Source organism: Kineococcus xinjiangensis, assembly GCF_002934625.1.
GTDB classification, from domain to species: domain Bacteria; phylum Actinomycetota; class Actinomycetes; order Actinomycetales; family Kineococcaceae; genus Kineococcus_A; species Kineococcus_A xinjiangensis.
This window is the reverse complement of the sequence record NZ_PTJD01000007.1, coordinates 47,897-70,058: the sequence shown is the minus strand read 5'-3', so window position 1 is coordinate 70,058 and position 22,162 is coordinate 47,897. Positions and strand designations below refer to the sequence as shown.

The 22,162-nt window shown below is 74.0% G+C and carries 19 protein-coding genes and 1 tRNA gene; 12 read left to right on the top strand and 8 right to left on the bottom strand.

All coding sequences use genetic code 11. From position 1 onward, the window contains the following. Window positions 1-17 precede the first annotated feature (17 nt). Window positions 18-1,793: an HAD family hydrolase gene (locus CLV92_RS11030; protein WP_104432889.1), complete on the top strand. Its 1,776-nt coding sequence runs from the start codon at window positions 18-20 to the stop codon at window positions 1,791-1,793. Window positions 1,794-1,814: 21 nt separating this feature from the next. On the opposite strand, the gene CLV92_RS11025 is transcribed toward CLV92_RS11030, so the two are convergent. Both CLV92_RS11025 and CLV92_RS11020 read right to left on the bottom strand, forming a co-directional pair. Continuing rightward, window positions 1,815-2,336 (bottom strand): hypothetical protein, encoded by a 522-nt coding sequence (locus tag CLV92_RS11025; RefSeq protein WP_104432888.1) that lies wholly within the window; start codon window positions 2,334-2,336, stop codon window positions 1,815-1,817. A gap of 333 nt (window positions 2,337-2,669) precedes the next feature. After that, on the bottom strand, window positions 2,670-5,267 hold the full coding sequence (locus tag CLV92_RS11020) for a rhamnogalacturonan lyase (RefSeq protein WP_211291050.1): 2,598 nt from the start codon (window positions 5,265-5,267) through the stop codon (window positions 2,670-2,672). Window positions 5,268-5,614: 347 nt separating this feature from the next. Here CLV92_RS11020 and CLV92_RS11015 point away from each other — a divergent pair, with 347 nt between their 5' ends. Then, complete coding sequence (locus CLV92_RS11015) at window positions 5,615-7,069, top strand: glycoside hydrolase family 43 protein (RefSeq protein ID WP_104432887.1); 1,455 nt, start codon at window positions 5,615-5,617, stop codon at window positions 7,067-7,069. A gap of 372 nt (window positions 7,070-7,441) precedes the next feature. Here the strand turns inward: CLV92_RS11015 and CLV92_RS11010 are convergent, their stop codons facing one another. Next, the gene (locus tag CLV92_RS11010; RefSeq protein WP_104432886.1) at window positions 7,442-7,870 is read right to left on the bottom strand and encodes an Lrp/AsnC family transcriptional regulator; all 429 of its coding nucleotides are present in this window, start codon (window positions 7,868-7,870) and stop codon (window positions 7,442-7,444) included. 165 nt (window positions 7,871-8,035) lie between these two features. On the opposite strand from CLV92_RS11010, the gene CLV92_RS11005 reads away from it, so the two are divergent. The 7 genes from CLV92_RS11005 to CLV92_RS10975 all read left to right on the top strand — a co-directional run bounded on the left by CLV92_RS11005 (window position 8,036) and on the right by CLV92_RS10975 (window position 15,670). After that, window positions 8,036-9,064 (top strand): ornithine cyclodeaminase, encoded by a 1,029-nt coding sequence (locus CLV92_RS11005; protein WP_104432885.1) that lies wholly within the window; start codon window positions 8,036-8,038, stop codon window positions 9,062-9,064. Then, a complete protein-coding gene (ctlX, locus tag CLV92_RS11000) occupies window positions 9,061-10,053 on the top strand; it encodes a citrulline utilization hydrolase CtlX (protein ID WP_104432884.1) in 993 nt (330 codons plus the stop codon). Before CLV92_RS11005 ends, ctlX begins: the two co-directional genes overlap by 4 nt. A 169-nt stretch (window positions 10,054-10,222) precedes the next feature. Continuing rightward, window positions 10,223-11,485, top strand: a complete 1,263-nt coding sequence (locus tag CLV92_RS10995) for a glutamate-cysteine ligase family protein (RefSeq protein WP_104432883.1) — start codon at window positions 10,223-10,225, stop codon at window positions 11,483-11,485. Next, a complete protein-coding gene (gene egtB / locus CLV92_RS10990; RefSeq protein ID WP_104432882.1) occupies window positions 11,482-12,765 on the top strand; it encodes an ergothioneine biosynthesis protein EgtB in 1,284 nt (427 codons plus the stop codon). Before CLV92_RS10995 ends, egtB begins: the two co-directional genes overlap by 4 nt. Beyond that, window positions 12,766-13,464: an ergothioneine biosynthesis protein EgtC gene (gene egtC / locus CLV92_RS10985; RefSeq protein ID WP_104432881.1), complete on the top strand. Its 699-nt coding sequence runs from the start codon at window positions 12,766-12,768 to the stop codon at window positions 13,462-13,464. A 59-nt stretch (window positions 13,465-13,523) separates the two neighbouring features. Then, window positions 13,524-14,495, top strand: coding sequence for an L-histidine N(alpha)-methyltransferase (gene egtD / locus CLV92_RS10980; protein WP_211291072.1), 972 nt, complete (start codon window positions 13,524-13,526; stop codon window positions 14,493-14,495). Further along, a complete protein-coding gene (locus tag CLV92_RS10975; RefSeq protein WP_104433039.1) occupies window positions 14,492-15,670 on the top strand; it encodes an aminotransferase class V-fold PLP-dependent enzyme in 1,179 nt (392 codons plus the stop codon). The genes egtD and CLV92_RS10975 overlap by 4 nt, the downstream gene beginning before the upstream one ends. A gap of 37 nt (window positions 15,671-15,707) precedes the next feature. Here CLV92_RS10975 and CLV92_RS10970 read toward each other — a convergent pair whose 3' ends face one another. Further along, window positions 15,708-16,310 carry a hypothetical protein gene (locus CLV92_RS10970; protein WP_146099493.1) on the bottom strand — a complete coding sequence of 201 codons (603 nt, stop codon included), beginning with the start codon at window positions 16,308-16,310 and terminating at the stop codon, window positions 15,708-15,710. A gap of 444 nt (window positions 16,311-16,754) precedes the next feature. On the opposite strand from CLV92_RS10970, the gene CLV92_RS10965 reads away from it, so the two are divergent. Next, window positions 16,755-17,018 (top strand): metal-sensitive transcriptional regulator, encoded by a 264-nt coding sequence (locus CLV92_RS10965; protein ID WP_104433038.1) that lies wholly within the window; start codon window positions 16,755-16,757, stop codon window positions 17,016-17,018. An 86-nt stretch (window positions 17,019-17,104) separates the two neighbouring features. Here CLV92_RS10965 and CLV92_RS10960 read toward each other — a convergent pair whose 3' ends face one another. Genes CLV92_RS10960 through CLV92_RS10950 form a run of 3 tightly spaced genes read right to left on the bottom strand, consistent with a single transcriptional unit; the run spans window position 17,105 to window position 18,325 of the window. Next, window positions 17,105-17,830: a DUF305 domain-containing protein gene (locus tag CLV92_RS10960; RefSeq protein ID WP_104432878.1), complete on the bottom strand. Its 726-nt coding sequence runs from the start codon at window positions 17,828-17,830 to the stop codon at window positions 17,105-17,107. A 19-nt stretch (window positions 17,831-17,849) separates the two neighbouring features. Next, a complete protein-coding gene (locus CLV92_RS10955; protein ID WP_104432877.1) occupies window positions 17,850-18,110 on the bottom strand; it encodes a hypothetical protein in 261 nt (86 codons plus the stop codon). After that, a complete protein-coding gene (locus CLV92_RS10950; RefSeq protein ID WP_104432876.1) occupies window positions 18,107-18,325 on the bottom strand; it encodes a hypothetical protein in 219 nt (72 codons plus the stop codon). The genes CLV92_RS10955 and CLV92_RS10950 overlap by 4 nt, the downstream gene beginning before the upstream one ends. A 266-nt stretch (window positions 18,326-18,591) precedes the next feature. On the opposite strand from CLV92_RS10950, the gene CLV92_RS10945 reads away from it, so the two are divergent. Both CLV92_RS10945 and CLV92_RS10940 read left to right on the top strand, forming a co-directional pair. Beyond that, on the top strand, window positions 18,592-19,317 hold the full coding sequence (locus tag CLV92_RS10945) for a DUF4396 domain-containing protein (RefSeq protein WP_158257204.1): 726 nt from the start codon (window positions 18,592-18,594) through the stop codon (window positions 19,315-19,317). A 189-nt stretch (window positions 19,318-19,506) separates the two neighbouring features. Beyond that, a complete protein-coding gene (locus CLV92_RS10940; RefSeq protein ID WP_104432874.1) occupies window positions 19,507-21,810 on the top strand; it encodes a putative bifunctional diguanylate cyclase/phosphodiesterase in 2,304 nt (767 codons plus the stop codon). 126 nt (window positions 21,811-21,936) lie between these two features. Here the strand turns inward: CLV92_RS10940 and CLV92_RS10935 are convergent. Then, window positions 21,937-22,020, bottom strand: a tRNA-Leu gene (locus tag CLV92_RS10935). Window positions 22,021-22,162 lie beyond the last annotated feature (142 nt).

Genomic DNA, 22,162 nt, shown 5'->3' with positions numbered 1-22,162 from the left:
CCGCTTAGGTTGGCGGGGTGCCGGACGGCGGACGCACCTACGCGCAGATCCTGCGCGCCAACCTCCTGACCTTCTTCACCGTGGTCCTCTTCGCCATCGGCATCGCGCTGCTCGCACTGGGGCGCACCGGCGACGCGGTCGTCAGCGCCGGCCTCGGCCTGCTCAACGCGCTCATCAGCGCCGCGCAGGAGATGCGCGCCAAGCACCGGCTCGACGCCCTGCGCCGGCGCTCCGCCGATCCCGGCGTGCAGCCGCGGCCCCCGGCGACGACCGGGCCCGTGGGCACCGGGCCTGCCCGGCGCTCCGCCCGCACGCCCCTGCAGCACCAGATCGACGTCGTCATCCGCGCCGTCGTCCTCGCGGTCGCACTCATGAGCACCGCCATCCTGGGGCAGGCGGCGTTGGAGGGGCTGCCCGCCGTGCGGATGGCGCAGATCAGCGCCGTGCTGTCCGGGCTCATCCCGTACGGCCTCTTCCTCCTCGTCACCCTCGCCTACGCCGTCGGCGCCGCCGGCATCGCCCGCCGCGGCGCGCTCGTGCAGCGCGTCAACGCCGTGGAGTCCCTCAGCAACGTCGACGTCCTCTGCGCGCGACTGGGCGGCGGCCTGGCCGACGACGACGGCCGGCTGCGCCCCGGCGCGGCGCAGGCCCTGGCGGACCTGCGCGAGCGGGGCATCGAGGTGCGGTTGCTCGACGAGCGCGACGCGGAGCACGTCCGCGCCGCCGCACACGAACTCGGCCTGCCGGCGGCGGACGTGCTGGTGGCCGGCGAGCTGGAGGGGCTGGGCGCGGAGGACCTGGACCGGATCGTGCGCGGGCACGCCCACCTGGCCGGCGCCGACGCCCGGCTGGCCGAGCAGGTCGTCGACTCCCTCGTGCGCGCCGGGCGCTACGTCGCGATGGTCGGCGGCGGCGACGGGGACGTCCCCGCCCTGACCCTGGCCCACGTCGGCGTCGCCGTCCAGAGCGGCGGCACCGGCGCCCGCGACGCCGCGGACATCGTGCTGCTGGAGGACTCCTTCGCCGCCCTGCCCGTCGCCCACCACGAGGGACAGCGCATCATCGGCGGGGTCTCGCCCGCCATGAAGCTGTTCCTCACCCGGGTGGCGACCTCGGCGGGCGTCATCCTCGGCGTCGCGGTCCTGGGCCTGGGGTTCCCGTACGAGCCCGCCCAGGGGTCCCTGACCATCTTCACCGTCGGCATCCCGACCCTGTTCCTCACCGCGTGGGCACGCCCGCAGCGCTGCGACCCGCACCTGCTCGGCGACCTCGCGCGGTTCGTGGTGCCGGCGGCCGTGGTCACCGGCGGCTTCGCCATCGCGATCTACGCCGCGCTCCACACCCTGCTCAGCCGCGCCCTGGGCGAAGGCGGGGTCCTGCCACCCCAGGCGATCGCCGACTTCGAGGAGTTCACCGGCGTCGCCAGCGCGGATCCGCGGTTCGTGGAGCTGGCAGCCACCGCCGTCGCGCAGACCAGCCTGTCGATGTTCACCTCCGTCACCGGCCTGCTCCTCGTGCTCTTCCTGGAGCCGCCGGCACGCTTCTTCCGCGGCTGGGCGCCCGTCAGCCCCGACAGGCGTCCCGCCGTGCTGGTGCTGGTGCTCTTCGCCACGTTCGTCGTGGTCCTGCAGACGCCCGCGCTGGCCCGCTACTTCGGGCTGCACACCCCCGGCGGGTTCGAGGCTCCCGTCGTCACCGCCGCCACGGTGCTCTGGTTCTTCCTGCTGCGCACGGTCTGGCGCCACGACCTGCTGCGCAGGGCGCTGGGGCTGCACTCCGCGCCGCGGGGCTGAGGGCCGCCACCGGTCCCGACCTCAGGAGCCCGCGCCCGCCAGCTGCTCGGCGAGCAGGCGCTCCGCCTCGGCCGCGACGAAACCGCCGACCTCCTCCTGCAGGAAGACGCCGCCGCGTTCGCCGACCTGACGACTCAGGGTGGCCGACAGGACGTCCAGGCCGGCGCTGATCCCGATCCATCCCGTGAGCCCGGGCAGCACCAGCGCCGTGAGCAGGGCGAGGAACGGCACCACGGAGCGGCGGGTGCGCACCGCGGAGACGAGCGCCACCACCAGGGCGAGGAAGACGAGGAGCGCGGCCGCACCGGCCACCGCGGCCCACTTGAAGAAGGGACCCAGGGGGTTGACGGCGACGAGCGGCACCCCGGCCAGGGCGAGGTAGCAGCTCGCCCCGAACCCGAGCGCCCCGGTGACGGCCAGCACCAGGGCCGCCCACCCCAGGCGCGCGGAGGGCCCGCGGGGCGCGGGGACGGCCGCCGCGGGCGCCTCCGCCGGGGTCGACGGACGCCGCACCCGAGGGATGCGGATCCGCTCACCGAGCATGCGTGCCCCTCCGTCGGGCCGGGGACGCGGCCGGACCGGGCGGACGGCGCGTGGACGTGACGGCCGGAGGTCCCCCGGCCCGCGTCCGAGGGTAGTGAGGGCGGGGACGCGGCAGGGGCGCGTCGGCGGGAACCTCGCCCGAACGGTGGCAGCCGGGCACGACGCGCACCGGGCACGACGCGCACCGGGCACGACGCGCACCGGGCACGACGCGCACCGGGCACGACGCGCACCGGGCAGGACGCGCACCGGGCACGACGCGCACCGGCCGCCGCATCGCGTCGATGCGGCGGCCGGTGCCTGCGCCGACGGGGCGGGCGCGTTGGGGCGCGATCAGCGCAGCGCGGCCGCCGCGGAGGTGGCGGTGTGGCGCAGGACCTGCTGGGCGTAGCCGTCGATGCGGCCCTGCCCCGGAGGCTGGTCGAGCTGCCCGAGGAACCGCTCGAGCTCGCGCAGCCCCTGCTCCGTGCGGCCCCGCTCCAGGTGCCGCTGGGCGTTGTCGGCGTGGGCGCGCAGGGTGTTGGCCAGCGGGCCGCTGACCCTGCCCGCGGCGATCAGCTCGGCGAGCCGGCTCGCCAGCACCTGCGCCGTGGGGGCGACCAGGTCCGGCACCGGCACGTCGCGGAAGTCGGTGTCGGAGGCGAGGTAGAAGCCGGGGTAGGCCGGCTGGTTGTACGAGGTCTGCTGCCGGGTGACCTCGGCGCGGTACTGCGGGTCGTGGAGGAGCGTGTACATCTTCCGGTCGGTCACCTCGGTGCTGAGGTGGATCCGCAGCGCCGAGCTGTCGGCCGTGCGCACGACCAGCTCCTCGCGCCAGTCGCCGAGGATGTCGGCGACGAGGGACGGGTTCCCCTTCGTGTGGTTGTTGGTGAGGGTCCCCGTGGCGGTGAGCAGGACGCCACGCTTCCAGTCGCGGATGACCGGGGTCTCGCTGCGGGAGCCCTCGACGATCTGGGTGGTGCCGTCGGCGGCCCAGCGGATGGACATGTTGGTGCCGGGCGTCGACGTGCTGAGCTGGGTGCCCTTCGCGCTGAGCAGCCCGGAGCCGTCGCTGCCGCCCGGCATCGACGCCCACACCTCGATGCCGCGGGTACCGGCCTCCACGTCACCGATCATGCCGCGGCCGGTGTCGCGGCCCGAGTAGCTGCCGAAGATCGTCTCGCCGGTCGCGGCGTCGCGCAGGACGTTGCCGAACGGCGCCCAGCGACCGCCCTCGTGGACGGAGAAGATCTCCAGCCCCGGACGGTCGGGGTCGATGTCGGTGACGTGCATGGCGTCGCCGTGCCCGAGCCGCGCCTGCTCGCCGGGCATCGCGGACTGCGGCGGCATCGTGTCGAAGGAGGAGTACAGCAGGCCGCCGTCGTGGTCGATGGTCGCGCCGCCGTAGACGATCTCGTGCTTGCCGTCGCCGTCCACGTCGGAGGCGCTCAGGGAGTGGAAGCCCTGCGTCGTCAGCGTTCCGTAGACGGGATCGGTGCCGTCGCGCCCGTGCGGGCTGTCGTTGAACGGGTTGGTCAGGGGCGCGTGCCCGCTGTCGACGAACCAGCGCTTCGAGAGGCGCTCGCCGTCCCAGTCGTAGGCGGCGAGGGTGGTGCGCGTGTAGTAGCCGCGGGCGAACACCGCCGAGGGGCGCTGGCCGTCGAGGTAGGCGACCCCTGAGAGGAAGCGGTCGACGCGGTTGCCGGGCTCGATGCGGCCCATCGCGTAGTCGCCCCACATGAGTCCGTCGTCGCCGCGGCCGGGTTCGTAGGCGACGGTCTGCAGCTCGCGGCCGGTGCCGGCGTCGAAGACGGTCAGGTACTCCGGCCCGCTGAGGACGAAGCCCTCGAACTTGCGCAGCTCGTTGCGGCTGGAGCGGCCGGGGGCGTAGACGTCGATGAAGTGGTCGGCCAGCGCGCCGGCGTCGGCCTCCGACAGCGGGTAGGCGTACTTCGGCTCCATGCCGAGGGCCTGCTCGACCGTGGCGGGCCAGTTCCCGGCGACGACCTCCGGGTGGGCGTGCCAGCCCTGCAGCATCCCGGCGAGGTGGTCGCGGTACTGCGGTGCGCTGAGCCGGTAGTCGTCGGAGTGGCTGACGCCCGCCGCGACGTCCTCCGGCAGCAGGGTGATGGGGGCGGTCGTCGCGGCCCTGCCGTCGACGTAGCGGGTGCTCTTCGTCCCGGGTGCGGTCTTGACCATGAGCTCGGCGCGGCCGTCGCCGTCGAAGTCCTGCACGAGGGGCTGGGCGTAGTGCGCGCCGGCGCGGATGTTCACGCCGAGGTCGATGCGCGCGAGCAGCGTTCCGTCGAGCTCGTAGGTGTCCAGGTAGACGGTGCCGGTGTAGCCGCGCTGCGAGACGTCCTTGGAGTTGGACGGGTCCCACTTCACGACGAGCTCCAGCTGCCCGTCCCCGTCGACGTCGGCCGCGCTGACGTCGTTGGCGGAGTAGGTGTAGGCCTCCCCAGCCGGGGTGACCCCGTCGGCGGGCTTCTGCAGCGCGACGTCGAGGGACGCCCCGCGCCACGGCGTCGTCTCGCCGCTGGGGCCGCTCTCGCGGCCGTCGACGACGGGCACGACGCGGTAGCGCGACGACGGCGCGCCCGCGGGGTCGAGCCAGTTGGTGCTGTCGGTGACCGTGGCGACCAGGCTGCCGTCGCGGTAGACGCGGAAGTCCGGCCCGGTCATGCCGTCGGCGGTCGCCCCGGTGACCTCGGTGGCGAGCAGTCGCCACGAGAGGAAGACCCCGCGGTCGGTGGCGGCCGCGACGAGCCCGCGGTCGAGCCACTCCAGCAGGACCCCGCCGCCGGAGCCGCCCGCCGCGGTACCCGCCCGGGCTCCGGTCGGCGCGCTCGCCACCGCCGCGGAGCTGGTGGCCATGCTCAGCAGGAGCGCGGCGCTCACGCCGCCGCACACGAGCGCGCGGCCCGTCGCTGCACGAGGAAGAAGCTTCATCGTCGAATCCTTCGTCCGAGGGCGGGCCCTCTGTGCGCGGCCTCGTCCTGGAACGATTCAAGTGCCCGCGGCCCTCCCGTTGCGCCGACGGTAGGAGGTGTCGGGGGCCGTTGGCAAGCGCTTGCCTGCCACCCCCGCCCGGTGCTACGCGCGTCAGCCGCACCCGCCGGGGCGCGCGAGCCCGGTCGGCCTCGACCTCGACGGCGCCCCGCGGACGGGTTAACCTCTCACGCGCCGCCTGTGACCGGTTACAGGGTGGTCCGCCGACTGCTGCCGCCACCAGAAGAACGCGCGTCCGGGGATTCCGGACGGCGCTGCCCCACGTTCCTCACCGAGGAGGACGAACCATGCCCACCGCCCTGCGCAGAGTCGCCAGCACGCTCGCGGCGATCTGCCTCGCCCTCGCCGCCCTCATCGCCACGACCGCGGAGCGGGCCGCCGCGCTCGACCCCTTCACGGGGTACCTGCTCGCCCACTTCACCGGGGACACGGGCAACGGCGAGCAGATCTACTTCGCGCACAGCTCCGACGGCATGCGGTGGACCGACCTCAACGGCGGCGCGCCGGTGCTGCTGTCCACCGTCGGCACCCGCGGGGTCCGCGACCCTGCCCTCGTGCGCTCCCCCACGGGCGACAAGTACTGGATCATCGCCACCGACCTGCGCATCGCCAGCGGAACCGTCTGGTCGGACGCCACCGAGCGCGGCAGCACGGCCCTCGTGGTCTGGGAGTCCACCGACCTGGTCACCTGGAGCGCCCCGCGGCTGATGGACGTGGCCAAGGACATCCCGGGAGCCGGGGACGCCTGGGCCCCCGAGGCGATCCACGACCCCAGCACGGGCGACTACCTCGTCTACTGGGCGACCAACGCCACCCTCAACGGCGTCCGGCACCACCGCGTCTACTCGGTGCGCACCCGCGACTTCCGCACGTTCACGACCCCGCAGCTCTACATCGACCGCCCGCAGGGGATCATCGACACCCAGATCATCGAGGTCCCCGGCAGCGTGGGCGGCCACCGCTACTACCGCGCCTCGGCCGACGGCCAGATCACCGTCGAGGGCAGCAACTCGCTCCTCGGCACCTGGACGCGGATCGGCGACCTCTCCCACCTCGGCATCTCCAACGGCGCGACCGGCGGCAACGTCGTCGAGGGGCCGATGTGGCAGAAGCTCAACGGGCGCACCGAGTGGAACCTGTGGGTCGACCAGTACGCGTCCAAGCGGGGCTACATGCCGCTGACGTCGACCGACCTGGGCAGCACCCGCAACTTCCGCACCCGTTCCTCGTCGGAGTACTCGATGGGCACCTCCACGAAGCGACACGGCTCCGTCCTCAACCTGACGGCGGCCGAGGAGGCACGCGTCCTGGCCCGCTGGGGCACGGCGCGCCCCGCGATCCGCCTGCAGTCCCACAACTACCCCGACCGCTACGTCCGCCACCTGGACTTCGACGTCCGCCTCGACGCGGGCGTCTCCCCGCTGCAGGACTCGCAGTTCAGGCTCGTGCCCGGCCTCGCCGGCGCCTCGGGGACCGTGTCCCTGGAGTCGGTCAACTTCCCCGGGCACTACCTGCGCCACTACGGCTTCGACCTCGTGCTCGCCCGGGACGACGGCACCTCGGTGTTCGGCTCGGACGCCACCTTCACGGAGGTCCCGGGCCTCGCGGACGGCTCGGCGGCGTCGTTCCGCTCCTACAACTACCCCGACCGCTACCTCCGGCACTTCGGCTTCGAGCTGAGGCTCGACACGGTGAGCACGAGCGTGGCCCGCGCCGACGCGACGTTCCGCGTGGTCCGCTGAGGCGAGGGACGGGACCGGGTGGGGCGGGAGCTCCCCGCCTCGCCCGGTCGGGCCGTTGCCGTTCGCCCCGCCCGCGAGGAGGGCCTCACGTCCACTCGGCGAGAAGTCCCTGCGTCAGCTCGCGGAGTTCGCGCTCCGCTCCGTCGCCGCCGTTGCAGGACACCGCGACCGCCATGCGCCGGTCAGGCGAGACGGTGAACGTGGTGAGGTAGCCGGCTCAGGACCCGGCGTGGCCGAGCCCGCCCGAAGGGGTGAGGATGATGCCCGCCGCGTACCGGTCCCCCGCATCTGCCGGAACGGCGCCGTGCAGCTGGGCGTCGAACAGCCGCAGCCCGCCGAGCCGGCCGCCAGCCGCCCCTCCCTGCGCGGACCCTAGCCGAGCGCCGAGGAGAGCAGGAGGCTGCTCTCGGAGTTCTCCACGCCCTCGGTGGAGCGGATGCTCGACAGGACCTCGTTGAACTCCGCGAGCGAGGCGACGCGGATCTCGGCGACCAGGTCCCAGGCGCCGTTCGTGGTGTGCAGGGCGACGATCTCGGGGAGCCCGCGCAGGCGGCGGATGACCTGGTCCGCGGACCGCCCGTTGATCTCGATCATGGTGATCGCCCGGATGTCGTCAGCCACGTCCTCGCGCACGCGCGTCGTGAAGCCCAGCACGACCCCCGTCGCCAGCATCCGGTCGATGCGCTTGGTCACCGTCGCCCGGGTCACCCCCAGCTGCCGCGCGATCGACGCCGCCGGGGTTCGCGCGTCCACCCGCAGCAGCGCCAGGATCCGGCGGTCGAGGTCGTCCAGGAGGGCCATCGAGCACATCGTAAACATCAGTTGGGCAGGGTGCCCAGGAACAGCACAGATGTTGCGCAGAACGCCGCTTGTGACCGCTCGCGCACCGCGCCTAGCGTCCTGAACAGCGCAGGGCCACCACCGCAGCCCCGGCGCCCCGCACCGACCACCCCGAGGACGGACGCAGTGCAGTTCACGAGTGTCACGAACATGGCCGCCTGGGCGCGGGACGCCGGCCCGGCACGGATCGTCGCCGACCTGGTCGAGGCCCTCGAGGTCGACTTCCGGCGCTGGCCGGCCTTCGACCTCGTGCCGCGACTGGCCACCCACTCCAGCGACGGCGTCATCGAGCTGATGCCCGCCAGCGACGGCGAGCAGTACGCCTTCAAGTACGTCAACGGGCACCCCGAGAACCCCCAGCGCGGACTGCAGACCGTCACCGCGTTCGGTGTCCTGGCCGACGTCTACTCCGGCTACCCGACCTTCCTCGCCGAGATGACGCTGCTCACCGCGCTGCGCACGGCCGCGACCTCCGCACTGGCGGCGAGGTGGCTGGCTGCCCCCGGCTGCCGGACCATGGCGATGATCGGGGCCGGGTCCCAGGCCGAGTTCCAGGCCCTCGGCATGCGCTCGCAGCTCGGCATCGACCGCCTGCGGGTGGTCGACGTGGACCCCCGCGCCACGGCCAAGCTGCAGCGCAACCTGACCCCGCTCGGGTTCGAGGTCGAGGTGTGCGCCACCGCCTCCGCTGCGGTCGACGGCGCCGATGTGATCACCACGTGCACCGCCGACAAGGCGAACGCCACCGTCCTGCACCTCGGCGACGTGCGCCCCGGCGTCCACGTCAACGCCATCGGCGGCGACTGCCCGGGCAAGACGGAACTCGACCCGCGCATCCTCGACGCCGCCACCGTCGTCGTCGTCGAGCACACCCCGCAGACACGCATCGAGGGGGAGATCCAGCAGAAACCCGCCGACTTCCCCGTGACCGAACTGCACGAGGTGATCCGCGGCCTGCGCCCCGGCCGCACCGCCGCCGAGCAGATCACCGTCTTCGACTCCGTCGGCTTCGCCCTCGAGGACTTCACCGCCCTGCGCTTCGTCCGCGACGCCGTGCGCGGGACGCGCTACTCGGAGACGCTCGACCTGCTCACCGACCCCGAGGACCCCAAGGACCTCTTCGGGATTCTCGGCGCCCCCGCCCCCGTCGCATGACCGGGGCGCGGACCGCTCCACCGCCCACCCGGGCGGGCGAGGCGTCGGCCGGTGACCTGCAGCGACCTCGGGCGGTCGTCATGGTCCGCCCCCACCACTTCCGCCCCAATCCGCTCACCGCGCAGGACAACGGGTTCCAGGCACCGGTTCCCAGCCTGGACGACGTCGCGGCGGCCGCCCACGCGGAGGTCACCGCCGCGGCCGCAGCACTGGAGCGCCACGGAGTGCGCGTGCACCTCTTCGAGGACCTCGCGGCGGACCGACCGGACAGCGTCTTCTGCAACAACTGGTTCACGACGCACCACGACGGCACCGTGGTCGTGTACCCGATGCACGCAGCGAACCGCCGGCGCGAGCGGCGCCAGGACGTGCTCGACGCGCTGTGCGCGCACTACGGCGTCACGCGGGTCGTCGACCTGGCGGCGGACGTGCCCCCGGGCCGCGCGCTCGAGGGCACCGGCGCGATGGTGCTCGACCACGTCCACCGCGTCGCCTACGTCTGCCGCTCCCGCCGCACGGACGAGCGCCTCCTGCGCCGGTTCTGCGACGAGGTCGGCTACCGGCCGTTCGCCTTCGACGCCTACGACCGCGGCCGGCCGATCTACCACACCAACGTGCTGATGGCCGTGGGGGCGACCGCGGCCGTCGTCGGTGCCGACCTCCTCCCGGACCCGGACCAGCGCCGCGCCCTGCTGCGCAGCCTGGCGGACGGCGGGCGGGAGGTCGTCCTCCTCGACCGGACGGAGATCCGCTCCTTCGGCGGGAACTGCCTGGAACTGGCCGGCACCGAACCGCTGCTGGCCCTCTCCGCGACCGCCCGGCGAGCCCTCCGCCCGCGCACCCTGGCCCACCTGGAGCAGCACGTGCAGCTGCTGCCCCTGGACATCCCCGTGCTGGAGCTGGCCGGCGGGTCGGTGCGCTGCATGCTCGCCGGCATCCACCTGCCACGCGGCGGGGGGACGTCCTCCGCGGGGCAGGTGACGCCGTAGTCCCCGCCCCCGGGGGCACCGCCACGCACGGGGAGAGCGCCGCGGGACGGGCCGAGCGCCACGGTTGCCGCCCCCCGGTGCCCGTGGCAACCTCGTCCCGAGGCTGGCTCACCGGCCCCACGCCGACCCGCGGCTGCCCCGGCAGCCGGCCCGGACCTGGAAGGGGCTCATGCCGCTGCTCCCCTCGCACCCCGCGGCTGCCCCGACCGGGCAGCCACCGGACACCGAGGCCGTCCGCCGGCACCTCGCCTCACGGGCGCTGCGCCCGGGCCGCACGGGTGTGGTGGGGCTGGAGCTGGAGCGGCACGTCGTCGACGTGGCCGAGCCGTTGCGCCCGGTGGACTGGCGACGCCTCACGGGCGCCCTCACGGGCCTGCAGCCACCCGCCGGCTCCAGCGTCACGCTGGAGCCGGGCGGGCAGGTGGAGCTGTCCACCCCGCCGGCCTCCGGCGTGGCCGCCGCCGTGGAGGTCCTGCGCCGCGACGCCGCGGTGGTCGACGCGGCCCTGGCCGAGGCCGGCCTGGCGCTGCTCTCGGTGGGCGCCGACCCCGTCCGCGCACCGGTGCGGATCAACCCGGGAGCCCGGTACGCCGCGATGGAGAGCTACTTCCGCGCCGTCGGCCACGGCCGGGACGGCGCCGCCATGATGTGCTCGACGGCCGCGCTGCAGCTCAACGTCGAGGCGGGCCCGGCCGGGCGCCTCGGCGACCGGCTCACGCACCTGCACCGACTGCTGCCCGTCCTGATCGCGCTCGCCGGCTGCAGCCCCCTGCTGGGCGGGCGCGACACGGGGATGCGCTCGGCTCGTCAGGGCGTGTGGCAGCGGCTCGACCCGGGCCGGTGCGCCCCGTGGCTGCGTGACGGGGACCCGGCCGCGGCGTGGGCGGAGTTCGCGCTCGCCGCCCCCGTCATGCTCGTGCGCAGCGAGCGCACCGGCGCCCCCCAGCCCGTCCACGCGCCGGTGCCCCTGGTCGACTGGGTGCGCGGCCGCCACCTCCTCGACGGCAGGTGCCCGACCCTGGCGGACGTCGACCTGCACCTGAGCACCCTCTGGCCGCCGGTGCGGCTGCGGGGCTGGTTGGAGCTGCGCGTCCTCGACACCGTCCCGGCCGCCTGGTGGCCGGGCCTCGCAGCGGTGGTGGCCACCGTCCTCGACGACGTCGCGGCTGCCGACCGCGCCGCCGAGGCCGCCGAGCCCGTCGCGCAACGGCACGGGGTGGCCGCCCGCGACGGCATCTCCGACCCCGCCCTGGGGAGGGCCGCCCGCGGGCTCGTCGCGGCCGCCCTGCCTGCCGTGCCGGCGGTCCTGCGCCCCGACGTCGAGCGCTGGGCGGAACTCCTGGACTCCGGGCGCACCCCGGCCGACCTCGTCCGGAACCTGGCCCGCCGCACCGACGCCGCGGGCTGCCTGCTGGCGGAGGAGCTGAGATGACGACGCACACCGACACCGCCGTGGCCGCCCTGGAGTCCGCGCGGCGGCAGACCCTGGCCCTGACGTCCTTCGACGACGCGGAACTGCTCGCCCAGCACTCCCGCCTGATGAGCCCGCTGGTGTGGGACCTCGCCCACGTCGGCCAGCAGGAGGAGTTCTGGCTGCTGCAGACCGGGCGGGGCTCCTACTGCCCGGTCTTCCACCCCCGCGTCGCCACCCTCTACGACGCGTTCGAGCACCCCCGCGCCACCCGGCCCAGCCTGCCGCTGCTCAGCCCCGCCGAGTCCCGCCGCTCGCTGGCCGACGTCCGCGGCCGCGTCCTCGACCTGCTGGAGCGCTCCCCCGCCGACGATCCCCTGTTCGCCGTCGGGATGGTGGCCCAGCACGAGCACCAGCACGACGAGACGATGCTGGCGACCCACAACCTGCGTGCCGGTGCGCCGCTGCTCACCCCGTCCCCCACGCCGCCCGGACGCCCGGTCGCCCGCGACGCCGTGCTCGTGCCGGGCGGCCCGTTCCGGCTCGGCGCCGACCCGGCCGTGGAACCGTGGGCGCTGGACAACGAACTGCCGCAGCACGAGGTCCACGTCCCTGCGTTCCGCATCGGCCGGGTGCCCGTCACGAACGCGGAGTGGGCGCAGTTCTGCGCGGCCGGCGGCTACGAGGACGAGCGTCTGTGGTCTGCCGAGGGGTGGGAGCACCGCCTGCGCACCGACCTGCACGCCCCGATGTCCTGGCGACCGGACGGCACCGGCGGCTGGGTCCGCCGCCGCTTCGGCCGCACCGAGGCCGTCCCGCCGGACGAGCCGGTGCAGCACGTCTCCTTCCACGAGGCCGAGGCCTACGCCCGCTGGGCCGGCGCACGGCTGCCCACGGAGGTGGAGTGGGAGAAGGCCTGCGCCTGGGACCCGGAGCCGGGCCGCCGCCGCCGCTGGCCCTGGGGCGAGGAGCCACCGACGCCGGAGCGGGCGAACCTCGGCGGCACGAGCCTCGGGCCGGCGCCCGTCGGGGCGTACCCGGCCGGCGCGTCGGCGTACGGCGTCGAGCAGATGGTCGGCGACGTCTGGGAGTGGACGTCCTCGGTGTTCGCCCCGTGGCCCGGTTTCCGGCAGATGCTCTACGCCGACTACTCCGCACCCTTCTTCGACGGCACGTACCGCGTGCTGCGCGGTGGGGCCTGGGCCACCGCCCCGGACGCGGTACGCCCCTCGTTCCGCAACTGGGACTACCCGATCCGGCGGCAGGTCTTCTCCGGGCTGCGGCTGGCGTGGGACGCGTAGGTGTGCAGGCACCTCGCCTGGCTCGGCGCGCCCCGGTCGCTGGCCGCGCTGCTGCTGGAACCGGAGCACGGGCTGCTGCGCCAGAGCTGGCAGCCCAGGCGGCAGCGCCACGGCACCGTGAACGCCGACGGCTGGGGTGTCGGATGGTGGTCCCCGGCCCATGCCGAGCCCGCGCGGTGGCGCTCGCCGAGACCGCTGTGGGCCGAGGCGTCCCTGCTCTCGGTGGCCCCGCACGTCGCCTCCACCTGCGTCCTCGCGGCGGTGCGCAGCGCCACGGAGGGCATGCCCGCGGACGAGACGGCGTGCGCCCCGTTCGCCCGGGGGCGGTGGCTGCTGTCCCACAACGGCCGGGTGGACCGCGCGGTCCTGCCCGCCGCGGCGTGGCCGGCGGCGGAGTCCGTGTGCGACAGCGCCGTGCTCGCGTCCTGGCTGCTGGAGGACCCGCTGGACCTCGCGGGCCGGGTTCGCACCCTGGGCGCCGCCGACCCCGACGCCCGCCTCAACGTGCTCCTCGCCGACGGGGACCGCCTGCTCGCCACCACCTGGGGAGACACCCTCAGCGTGCTCGCCACCCCCGAGGGCGTCGTCCTGGCGAGCGAGCCCTACGACGACGACCCCCGCTGGAGCGACGTCCCCGACCGTGTCCTCGTCACCGTGACGCCGGACGGCGTCGCCCTCGAACCCCTGGAACTGCCGTGACCCCACCCACGCCCCCCACCCCCGCGCCCGGCGGTGCCGATGCCGGCGCCGCACCGTCCGTGGTGGTGGAGAACCACCTGCCCGCCGGTGCGCTCGCGGGGGCGCTGCGCGCCGACGCCCTGGCCGGGCTGACCGCCACCCCGAAGCGGCTGCCGCCGAAGTGGTTCTACGACGAGCGCGGCGGCCGGCTCTTCGACGAGATCACCCGCCTGCCGGAGTACTACCCGACCCGCCGCGAGCGCGAACTGCTGGCGGCCGTCGCGGCGGAGGTCGCGCAGCTCACCGGGGCGGACACCCTCGTCGAGCTCGGCTCCGGCACGAGCGAGAAGACGCGGCTGCTGCTGGATGCGTTGCGTGACAAGAGGACCCTGCGTCGGTTCGTGCCGTTCGACGTCGACTCCGCCACCCTCACCGCGGCCGGCGCGGCGGTCGCGGAGGCCTACCCCGGCGTGGCCGTCCACGCCGTGGTCGGCGACTTCGAGCACCACCTGGACGTGCTGCCCGCCGGCGGCCGCCGCCTCGTCGCCTTCCTCGGCTCCACCCTCGGCAACTTCGAGCCGGAACCCCGCGCGGAGTTCCTGCACGCGGTGGCGGCCACGCTCGGGCCGCACGACGCACTGCTGCTGGGCACCGACCTCGTGAAGGGCCCGGAGCGCCTCCTCGCCGCCTACGACGACAGCGCCGGGGTGACCGCGGAGTTCAACCGCAACGTGCTGCACGTGCTCAACCGCGAGCTCGGCGCGGACTTCGACCCCGACGCGTTCGACCACGTCGTGACCTGGGACGCGGAGCGCGAGTGGATCGAGATGCACCTGCGCGCGCAGGACGCCGTCGAGGTGCGGGTGCCGGCGCTGGACCTCACGGTGCGGTTCGCGCGCGGGGAGACGATCCACACGGAGGTGTCGGCGAAGTTCCGCCGCGAGACCGTCCAGGCCGAGCTCGCCGCGGCGGGCCTGGAGCTCACGCACTGGTGGACCGACCCCGCCGGGGACGTCGCCCTGAGCCTCGCGGTGCCGCAGGAGCGGACCTGACCGCCCCCTTCGACGTCGCGCGGGCCCGCCGCGAGACCCCCGGGTGCGCCCACGTCGCGCACCTGGACAACGCCGGGGCGGCGCTGCCGCCCGCGGTGGTCACCGAGGCCGTGGTGGCGCACCTGCGGCGGGAGGCTCGCACCGGGGGGTATGCGGCCGCCGCGGCGGCCGCGGGCGACGTGGAGCGCACCTACACCGCGATCGCCCGCCTCCTCGGCTGCGCGCCGGAGGAGATCGCCCTCACCGACAGCGCCACCCGTGCGTGGCAGGTGGCCTTCCACGGCCTGGTGTTCCGCAGCGGACAGCGGATCCTCACCGGCCGGGCGGAGTACGCGAGCAACGTCATCTCCCTCCTGCAGGTCGCCGCGCGCAGCGGAGTCAGGATCGAGGTGGTCGACGACGACGAGCACGGCCAGCTCGACGTGGCGGACCTGCGTCGGCGCCTCGACGACGACGTCGCCCTGGTGGCGGTGACGCACGTCCCGACCAGCGGTGGTCTCGTGAACCCCGTCGCCGACGTCGGCAGGGCCTGCCGCGAGGCGGGCACCCTGTTCCTGCTGGACGCATGCCAGTCGGTCGGGCAGATGCCGGTGGACGTGGCCGAGATCGGCTGTGACTTTCTCGCGGCGACTGGCCGGAAGTTCCTGCGTGCCCCGCGGGGAACGGGGTTCCTCTACGCCTCGCCCCGGACCCGGCACGTGGAGCCGCCGTTCCTGGACCTGCGCTCCGCGGAACTCGCCGCCCCCGACCGGTACGTGGTCCGCGGCGACGCCCGGCGCTTCGAGACCTGGGAGAGCGACGTGGCGGGTCGGATCGGCCTCGGGGTCGCCGTCGAGCACGCCCTCGGCTGGGGCCTCGACGTCATCCGCGACCGCGTGCAGGAACTCGCCGCCGGGCTCAGGGCACGACTGCTGGAGCGGCCCGGCACCGCGGTCCACGACCAGGGCGTGCGCCGCTGCGGCATCGTGACGTTCACCGTCGACGGCGTCCCCGCCGCGCAGGTCCAGGGCGAGCTGAGCGCCGCGGGCGTCAACACCAGCGTCGCCGCCGCCGCCTCCGCACGCCTCGACCTCGGCAGCCGCGGCCTGCCCGACGTGGTGCGCGCCTCGGTGCACTACTACAACGACGAGGAGGACGTGGAGCGCCTGCTCGCGGCGCTCCCGGCGGCGCGGTGAGCGGGCCAGCAGCGGGCCCGGCGTTCGCGCCCACGGGTCACTCGGTGCCTTGAACCCGCCCGGGGTGCACGACCGTCACGGGGACGGCCCGCAGGTCGGGGTCCACCGGGTGCCCGGCGAAGGCGAGGAGGAACTCCGCTGCCGCGCGGTCCTCGTCGGTCAGCCCGGCGAGCGCGGCGGCGACCAGGTGTTCCTGCACGTCGCTGCGGACGTGGTCGATGATCTGCTCGGCGAGAGTCGTCGCGGAGTCGGCGGGCCCGAGCAGGGAGACCGACTCCAGGTGGCGGCGGCGCACGTACGCCGACCAGTGCTGCCATCCGTAGGTGCTGCGAGGTGCGTGCGCGGCGGCCGGGGCGGACCTGAAGCGCATGAAGTTTCCGGAGGTCTGGTCGGCGCGGCCCTTGACCGGCATCGTCGCAGCCCACCAGACACCGCGGACGAAGAACACGATGACCACCTCGTGCCTGGCTTCGACGACGAAGGCGCGCTCCCCCGCGTCGACGAGGGTGCGCAGCAGCACCACGGGATCGCGCTCCGCGCGCAGGCGGTCGTCGCTGAGGCGCTCGACGCGCTCGACGAGCCAGGTGTGGTCCGCGCCCCGGATCTCCGGCCCCCCGGACTGCCCGCCGGCCACGCTCACGACGTCCATGGTAGGCGCGGCCGCCTGTGCTGGGGCGGTGGAGTGGAGGACGGGCCGATGCGCGGACCCGTCGACGCCTCCGTGCATCGCTCGCGCAGCCCCCACCACACCTGAGCGTGGGCGGCGGCACGACCGGCAGTGATCCACTCACCGCAGGAGGCGGATCTCACCTACCATGGGGGGGTAGTGGTCGAGGGGACGAGGGAGACGAGCGTGGGCCGGCGCGAGGATGCCCTGCAGGATCACGGACCGCGGGCCGGGAGCGCGGCACCGCCGCCCCCCAGCGCAGACGCCACTGAGGCCCGGTGGTCCTCGGAGGCACTGGCGTCGAGCGTGGCGGCGGCTTCCGCGGCGGCGCAGGCACTCGACGGGGGCTCCGCGTCCCGGCCCGCTCCCGCAACCGCCGACGGCTGCCCCACCGACTGCGCCGACGACGCTCGGCCGATGATGGATCCCGAGCGGCGCAAGGACGTCCTGCTGCGCCTGGCCAAGGCCGCGGGGCAGGTGCACGGTATCGCACGCATGGTGAACGAGGACCGCTACTGCGTCGACGTGCTCACGCAGATCTCGGCAGTCCAGAAGGCGCTGGACGGCGCAGCGCGGGTGATCACACGCAACTACCTCGAGCGCTGCGTCACGGACTCCATCACCAGTGGCGACCCGCTGATCTACGACGAACTGATGAAGGTCATCGACCGCCGTCGCTGAGCGATCTCCACACGCGCGTCTCCGCAGAGCTCGGGCGGCCCTTTCCGTCGCTCGTCCGCTGGCGGTCGCAGCAGGGCGTCTCGGGGTCAGGACCGTCCGGGTGCGGTCGCCCCGGCGAGGTGGCTCTCCATCACCTCGATCTCGGCCGCCCGCTCCGCGCCCATGCTCGCCGCCAGTTCCCGCAGTCGCGGGTGGGTGGCCCGGCGCTGAGCTTCCTCGGCCATCTCCACACCCAGCCGATGGTGGGCGACCATCATCCGGAGGTACATCGCCTCCGCGTCGGCCGACCCGCCCATCATGCGCTTCCCCATCATGGAGCCGCCCATCATCGGCCGGTCCATCATCCCCTCCCCCGTCGGGAACGTCGGGGGCAGATCCGGATACCACTCACCGCGCCAGGACAGCATCCGGTCCAGCTGCGCACGCTGACTCGTGAGCATGCCGGCCGCCAGCTCCCGGAGCTCCGGACGGGCGGAGTCGGCGATCATCGCCTCGGTGGACATCAGCGCACCGCGGTGGTGCACGGACATCTGATCCAGGAACTGCGCGTCGAACGGCTGTTCCGCGCTGAAGGCACCCATCCGGGGATGCCCGTCTCCGCCCATCATCGGCCGGTCCATCATCGGCCGGTCCATCATCGGCCGGTCCATCATCGGCCGGTCCATCATCGGCCGGTCCATCATCGACGGCGAGGGCGACGCCGCCTCGGCGTCAGAGCGGTGTCCGGCGTAGGCCGCCCCGGCTCCGACACCAGCGGTGAGGGTCGCGGCGGCGAGCACTGTGAGTGCGCGCCGGGTGGGTGTGCGGGGCATGGTCGGTCCTCATTCCTGATCAGGGACCCTCGGGGCGGCTCCCGCTCACGCGTGCAGCCGTGTGGCTGGAGGGTCGGGCAGCGGTGACGCGAAGCTGCGCCAACCGCTCACGGGCCTGGGCCAGATCCCGGTCGACGGAGTCGATCTCGTTGCACGAACGACCTGCACCGGCAGCCATGGCCATGGCGCATCGGCCCCGGCGCATCGGCCGGAGGCAGAAGAAGTACGTCGCGCCGAGCACGGCGATCAGGGTGGTCGCCGGCAGCAGGAGCTCGGTCATGCGGGGTGGTTGCCTGCGGGCTCACTGCGGCGGTGGGTGCGCTCCGCCTCCAGCTGGTCGATCTCCGCCTGGAGGCGCATCAGCTCCACCTGCTTGCTCTTGACGTCTGCCGGCGTCTGTTCGGGCTGTCGCATGCCGCGGACCAGGAACCACATCACCAGTCCCATCCCGACCGGGCACGCCAGCAGGGCGAGGGCGTACAGGGCTTCACTCATGTGTCCTCCATCGGCTCGATCTTCCCTCATCGTAGGTCAACCCCCTGGGGGTAGCAACGCGAACAGCCTGGAATCGCCAGTTTGGGACGCACATCGACGAAGTGGCGTTCGCTACCCCCCGGGGGGTAGCGTTGTCGAGGCCGCGGCGAAGAGGCACGTGAGGCCACCGAGCAGGCGTTGCCGCCGCGGAACCCGCCCGTGCCCCCTGAGGGCGGGTGACCGCGGCCCACCGCCGGCAGAACTCCCGAGGCAGGACGACGATGGACATGAACGAGCACGGGGCGGGACTTCCTGCGTGGGTGTCCCCCCTCGCGTGGGCGTACATCGCACTGACCGCGATCTCGACCGCGACGATGCTCTACCTGATCTTCGTCCGGGGCCCACGACAGCGCTCGCGCATCATGGAGCTGGCATGGCTCCTCGGCGCCACGTACCTCGGCCCCGTGGCCCTCTGGATGTTCCAGCGGGCCGGCGAGCCCCGACCACCCGTGGGGCCGGGGATCGACGCCTCCCCGGGGACCGGCCATCACGCGACCCGACGGCACGACTCGGACACCGCGAGTGGTCAGCGGGCAGCCGTGCGCGGTGGCCTGCTCGGCGGGGCGGCCTCGGCGATCGCGCACCTCGTCGGCGTACCCCTCGTCCTGCTCACCGGGCTCACCCTCGCCGGCGACGCGCTCTGGGCGATGATCGCCGTCATCACGCTGCTCGCCGTCGCCGTTCTCACGCTGATGGAGCACTCGCTGCGACAGCGCCGAGCGTCCACGGCCGGCGGCGCGGGGAGCGCAGTGGCCGTCGCCTTCCTCACCGTGCTCGCCTTCGACGTCGGCATGCTCGGCTGGATGCTGGTCCTGCACTTCGCCGGGCTCATGCCGCACCCCACCGACGTCTCCTTCGTGTTCCTCATGCAGGTCGGCCTGGTGCTGGGGCTGATCGCCGGGTACCCGGCGGTCTCCGTGCTCCTCCGGCGAGGCCTGAAGACCCCCGCGTGAGGTGACCGCCGCCCCGTCGGCGGGAGGTCGCCCGACACGGCGGCCAGGACACCGCGAAGCGTCGCGGCTTCGCCGCCGCTCCCTGCTGGGCCCGGGTGGCGATCATGCTGGAGGGCCGCTCGCCGGAGGTCGGGGCGCGGGGTGCGGGCCGCCCCACACCGGACCGCCGCTCACCTAGAGTGAGGTGCTATGACTGATGGTGCGGGGATCGGGCGGCGGGTGAGGGAGCACCTCGCCCGCACCCGCGCACGGCTCAGCGCCCGAGCGCGGGCTCGACCGAAGGGGCCGGCCGCTCGGGACGCACGCCCCGACACCTTCAGCACCGCCATCCTCGAGGCGGTCAACGTGGGGGTGCTCGCGTGCGACGCCGACGGCAGGATCGTCCTCCGCAATGCCGCGCAGCGCCGCATGAGCGGAGTGTCGGGCGGCGACCTGCTCGAGCACGATCACGTCTGGACCCGGCTGCGCATCGTCAGCGCCGAGGGCGCGGAGATGGAGGTGACGTCGTCTCCGCTCCTGCGGGCGCTCGACGGCGAAGAACTGCAGGACGTCTCCCTCCGCTTCGGTCCCGCAGGGTGCGCCGACCACGAGCTCCGCGACGTCCTGGTCACCGCTCGTCGCATCACGGCCGAGGACGGCACCCTCCTCGGTGCCGTCGCGGCGGTCACCGACGTCACCAGCGAACGGCGAGCACAACGGGAACTGCAGGCCAGCGTCGCCTTCCACGACGCCGTCCTCGCCGCCACTCCCGACCTGATCTACCTCGTCGATCCCGCGACGAACGCGATCCTGTGGATCTCCCGCAACGTCTTCGAGGGTTACGGCTACACGGCCGAGCAGCTGCGCGACATGGGCAGCGACATTGTCGCGGCGATAGCCCACCCCGACGACATCGAGACGCTCACGCGCGCCAACCGGCAGATCCGTGAGGTCGCCGACGGCGAGGTGGTGCGCATCCGCTTCCGCGTCAAGGACGCCGGCGGGGAGTACCGCTGGCTCTCCCGTCAGGTCACTCCCTTCGCGCGCGACGCCAGCGGTGCCGTCACCCAGATCCTCGGCATCGCACAGGACATCACGGAGGCGGTCACCGCCGAGGAACGGATCCTCGCCGCCAGCCTCCACGACGACCTCACCGGCCTGCCCAACCGCCGGCTGCTCCTCGACCGCCTGACCAGCGCGCTCTCCAGGGCGGCCCGCAACGGCGCCCACGTCGCGATCCTCTACTGCGACCTCGACGGGTTCAAGCGCGTCAACGACACCTCCGGCCACCGCGGTGGCGACACCGTCCTCATCGCCACCGCCGAGCGCCTCCGCGCCACCCTGCGGCCGGAGGACACCATCGCCCGCCTCAGCGGCGACGAGTTCGTCGTCGTCCTCGAACCCTCCCCGCAACGGACGCCCGACCAGGCACGCATCGACGCCCTCCGCGCAGCGGACCGCATCCAGGGCGCCGTCCGTGAACCCGTCGCCGTCGACGGCGTGCAGCACTACGTCACCGTCTCCATCGGCATCACGTTCGCCGACGCCGCCGCCGACCCGGCCGAGGCGCTCCGCGACGCGGACAGGGCGATGTACCGGGCCAAGTCCCGCGGCAAGAACACCAGTGCCGTCTACGACGACACCTTCACCGCGACCATCGCCCGGCGCGCCCACATCGAGGGCACCCTGCGCGCTGCCCTGACGCGGCGAGCAGGCGCACTGCGCGGCGCAGCCCGCCCGACCGGGGTGACCGTCCCTGCGGGCGCAGGTGGCGACCCGTCAGCCCTCACGGTGGTCTACCAACCCATCCTGGACCTCACCAGCACGCGGGTCGTCGGTGTCGAAGCACTGGCCCGGCTCCACGACGACGCCGGCGAGGCCATCGGCCCCGACCAGTTCATCCCCCTCGCCGAAGAGGTCGGGCTCATCGCCGAGCTGGGCAGACACGTCCTCCAGACCGCCTGTCAGGACCTCGCCGACCTCCACGCCGTCACGCCCGCCTGGCGCCACCTCAGCGTCTCCGTCAACCTCAGCGCGCGCCAGGCCGCCCGCAGCGACCTCGTCCACGACCTCACGACCGCTCTCACACGCAGCGGCCTCGCACCCCACCTGCTCACCCTGGAGCTGACCGAGACGGCACTGCTCGACGCCGGCCCCGCGACCATGGCCGCCCTGCACACGATCCGGGCCCACGGCATCAAGATCGACATCGACGACTTCGGAACGGGTTACGCGAGCCTGCGCTACCTCGCCGAACTCCCCGTCACCGGCGTCAAGGTCGACCGCTCCTTCACCGCGGGCCTCCCCCACGACCGGATCAGCGCCAGCATCGTCACCGCGGTGACCGGCCTCGCTCGCGACCTGCACATCGACTGCGTCGTCGAAGGCATCGAGACGGAGGAGCAGCTCCAAGCCCTCCCCCCGGGAGTCAACGGCCAGGGGTTCCTGCTCGCGCGCCCCATGCCCCCTGCCCAACTCGCCCGGTTCCTCCAGCACCACCACGCACGGCAGTGAGGAGGCGGAACGTCGTCGAGCACATCGGCCAGGACGCCGCGGGGGCACGCTGCCGCCCGCGACGGAGCGAGAAGTTCAGGAGAGTGGACCAAGAAGAACGGCCCGGGTCATGACCCAGGCCGTGAGTGTCCGAGGGGGGACTTGAACCCCCACCCTCTTACGAGGACTAGCACCTCAAGCTAGCGCGTCTGCCAATTCCGCCACCCGGACGAGTGGCCCGACCGACCCTTCCGGGCCGTTCGAAGCGAGCATGACTCTAGCACGGGGACCGTGATCGCTCGTCCGCCGGGGCGGTCCCCCGGGCTGCGCCGGACGGGCCACCGGCGGTGCTCCAGACGGTGGACCGGGCCCC

Coding starts and splice junctions, on each gene's coding strand:
- CLV92_RS11025 (WP_104432888.1), bottom strand. CDS start 2,336: ATGCTCGGTGAGCGGATCCGCATCCCTCGGGTGCGGCGTCCGTCGACC.
- CLV92_RS11020 (WP_211291050.1), bottom strand. CDS start 5,267: ATGAAGCTTCTTCCTCGTGCAGCGACGGGCCGCGCGCTCGTGTGCGGC.
- CLV92_RS11015 (WP_104432887.1), top strand. CDS start 5,615: ATGCCCACCGCCCTGCGCAGAGTCGCCAGCACGCTCGCGGCGATCTGC.
- CLV92_RS11010 (WP_104432886.1), bottom strand. CDS start 7,870: ATGGCCCTCCTGGACGACCTCGACCGCCGGATCCTGGCGCTGCTGCGG.
- ctlX (WP_104432884.1), top strand. CDS start 9,061: ATGACCGGGGCGCGGACCGCTCCACCGCCCACCCGGGCGGGCGAGGCG.
- CLV92_RS10995 (WP_104432883.1), top strand. CDS start 10,223: ATGCCGCTGCTCCCCTCGCACCCCGCGGCTGCCCCGACCGGGCAGCCA.
- egtB (WP_104432882.1), top strand. CDS start 11,482: ATGACGACGCACACCGACACCGCCGTGGCCGCCCTGGAGTCCGCGCGG.
- CLV92_RS10965 (WP_104433038.1), top strand. CDS start 16,755: ATGATGGATCCCGAGCGGCGCAAGGACGTCCTGCTGCGCCTGGCCAAG.
- CLV92_RS10960 (WP_104432878.1), bottom strand. CDS start 17,830: ATGCCCCGCACACCCACCCGGCGCGCACTCACAGTGCTCGCCGCCGCG.
- CLV92_RS10955 (WP_104432877.1), bottom strand. CDS start 18,110: ATGACCGAGCTCCTGCTGCCGGCGACCACCCTGATCGCCGTGCTCGGC.
- CLV92_RS10950 (WP_104432876.1), bottom strand. CDS start 18,325: ATGAGTGAAGCCCTGTACGCCCTCGCCCTGCTGGCGTGCCCGGTCGGG.
- CLV92_RS10945 (WP_158257204.1), top strand. CDS start 18,592: ATGAACGAGCACGGGGCGGGACTTCCTGCGTGGGTGTCCCCCCTCGCG.
- CLV92_RS10940 (WP_104432874.1), top strand. CDS start 19,507: ATGACTGATGGTGCGGGGATCGGGCGGCGGGTGAGGGAGCACCTCGCC.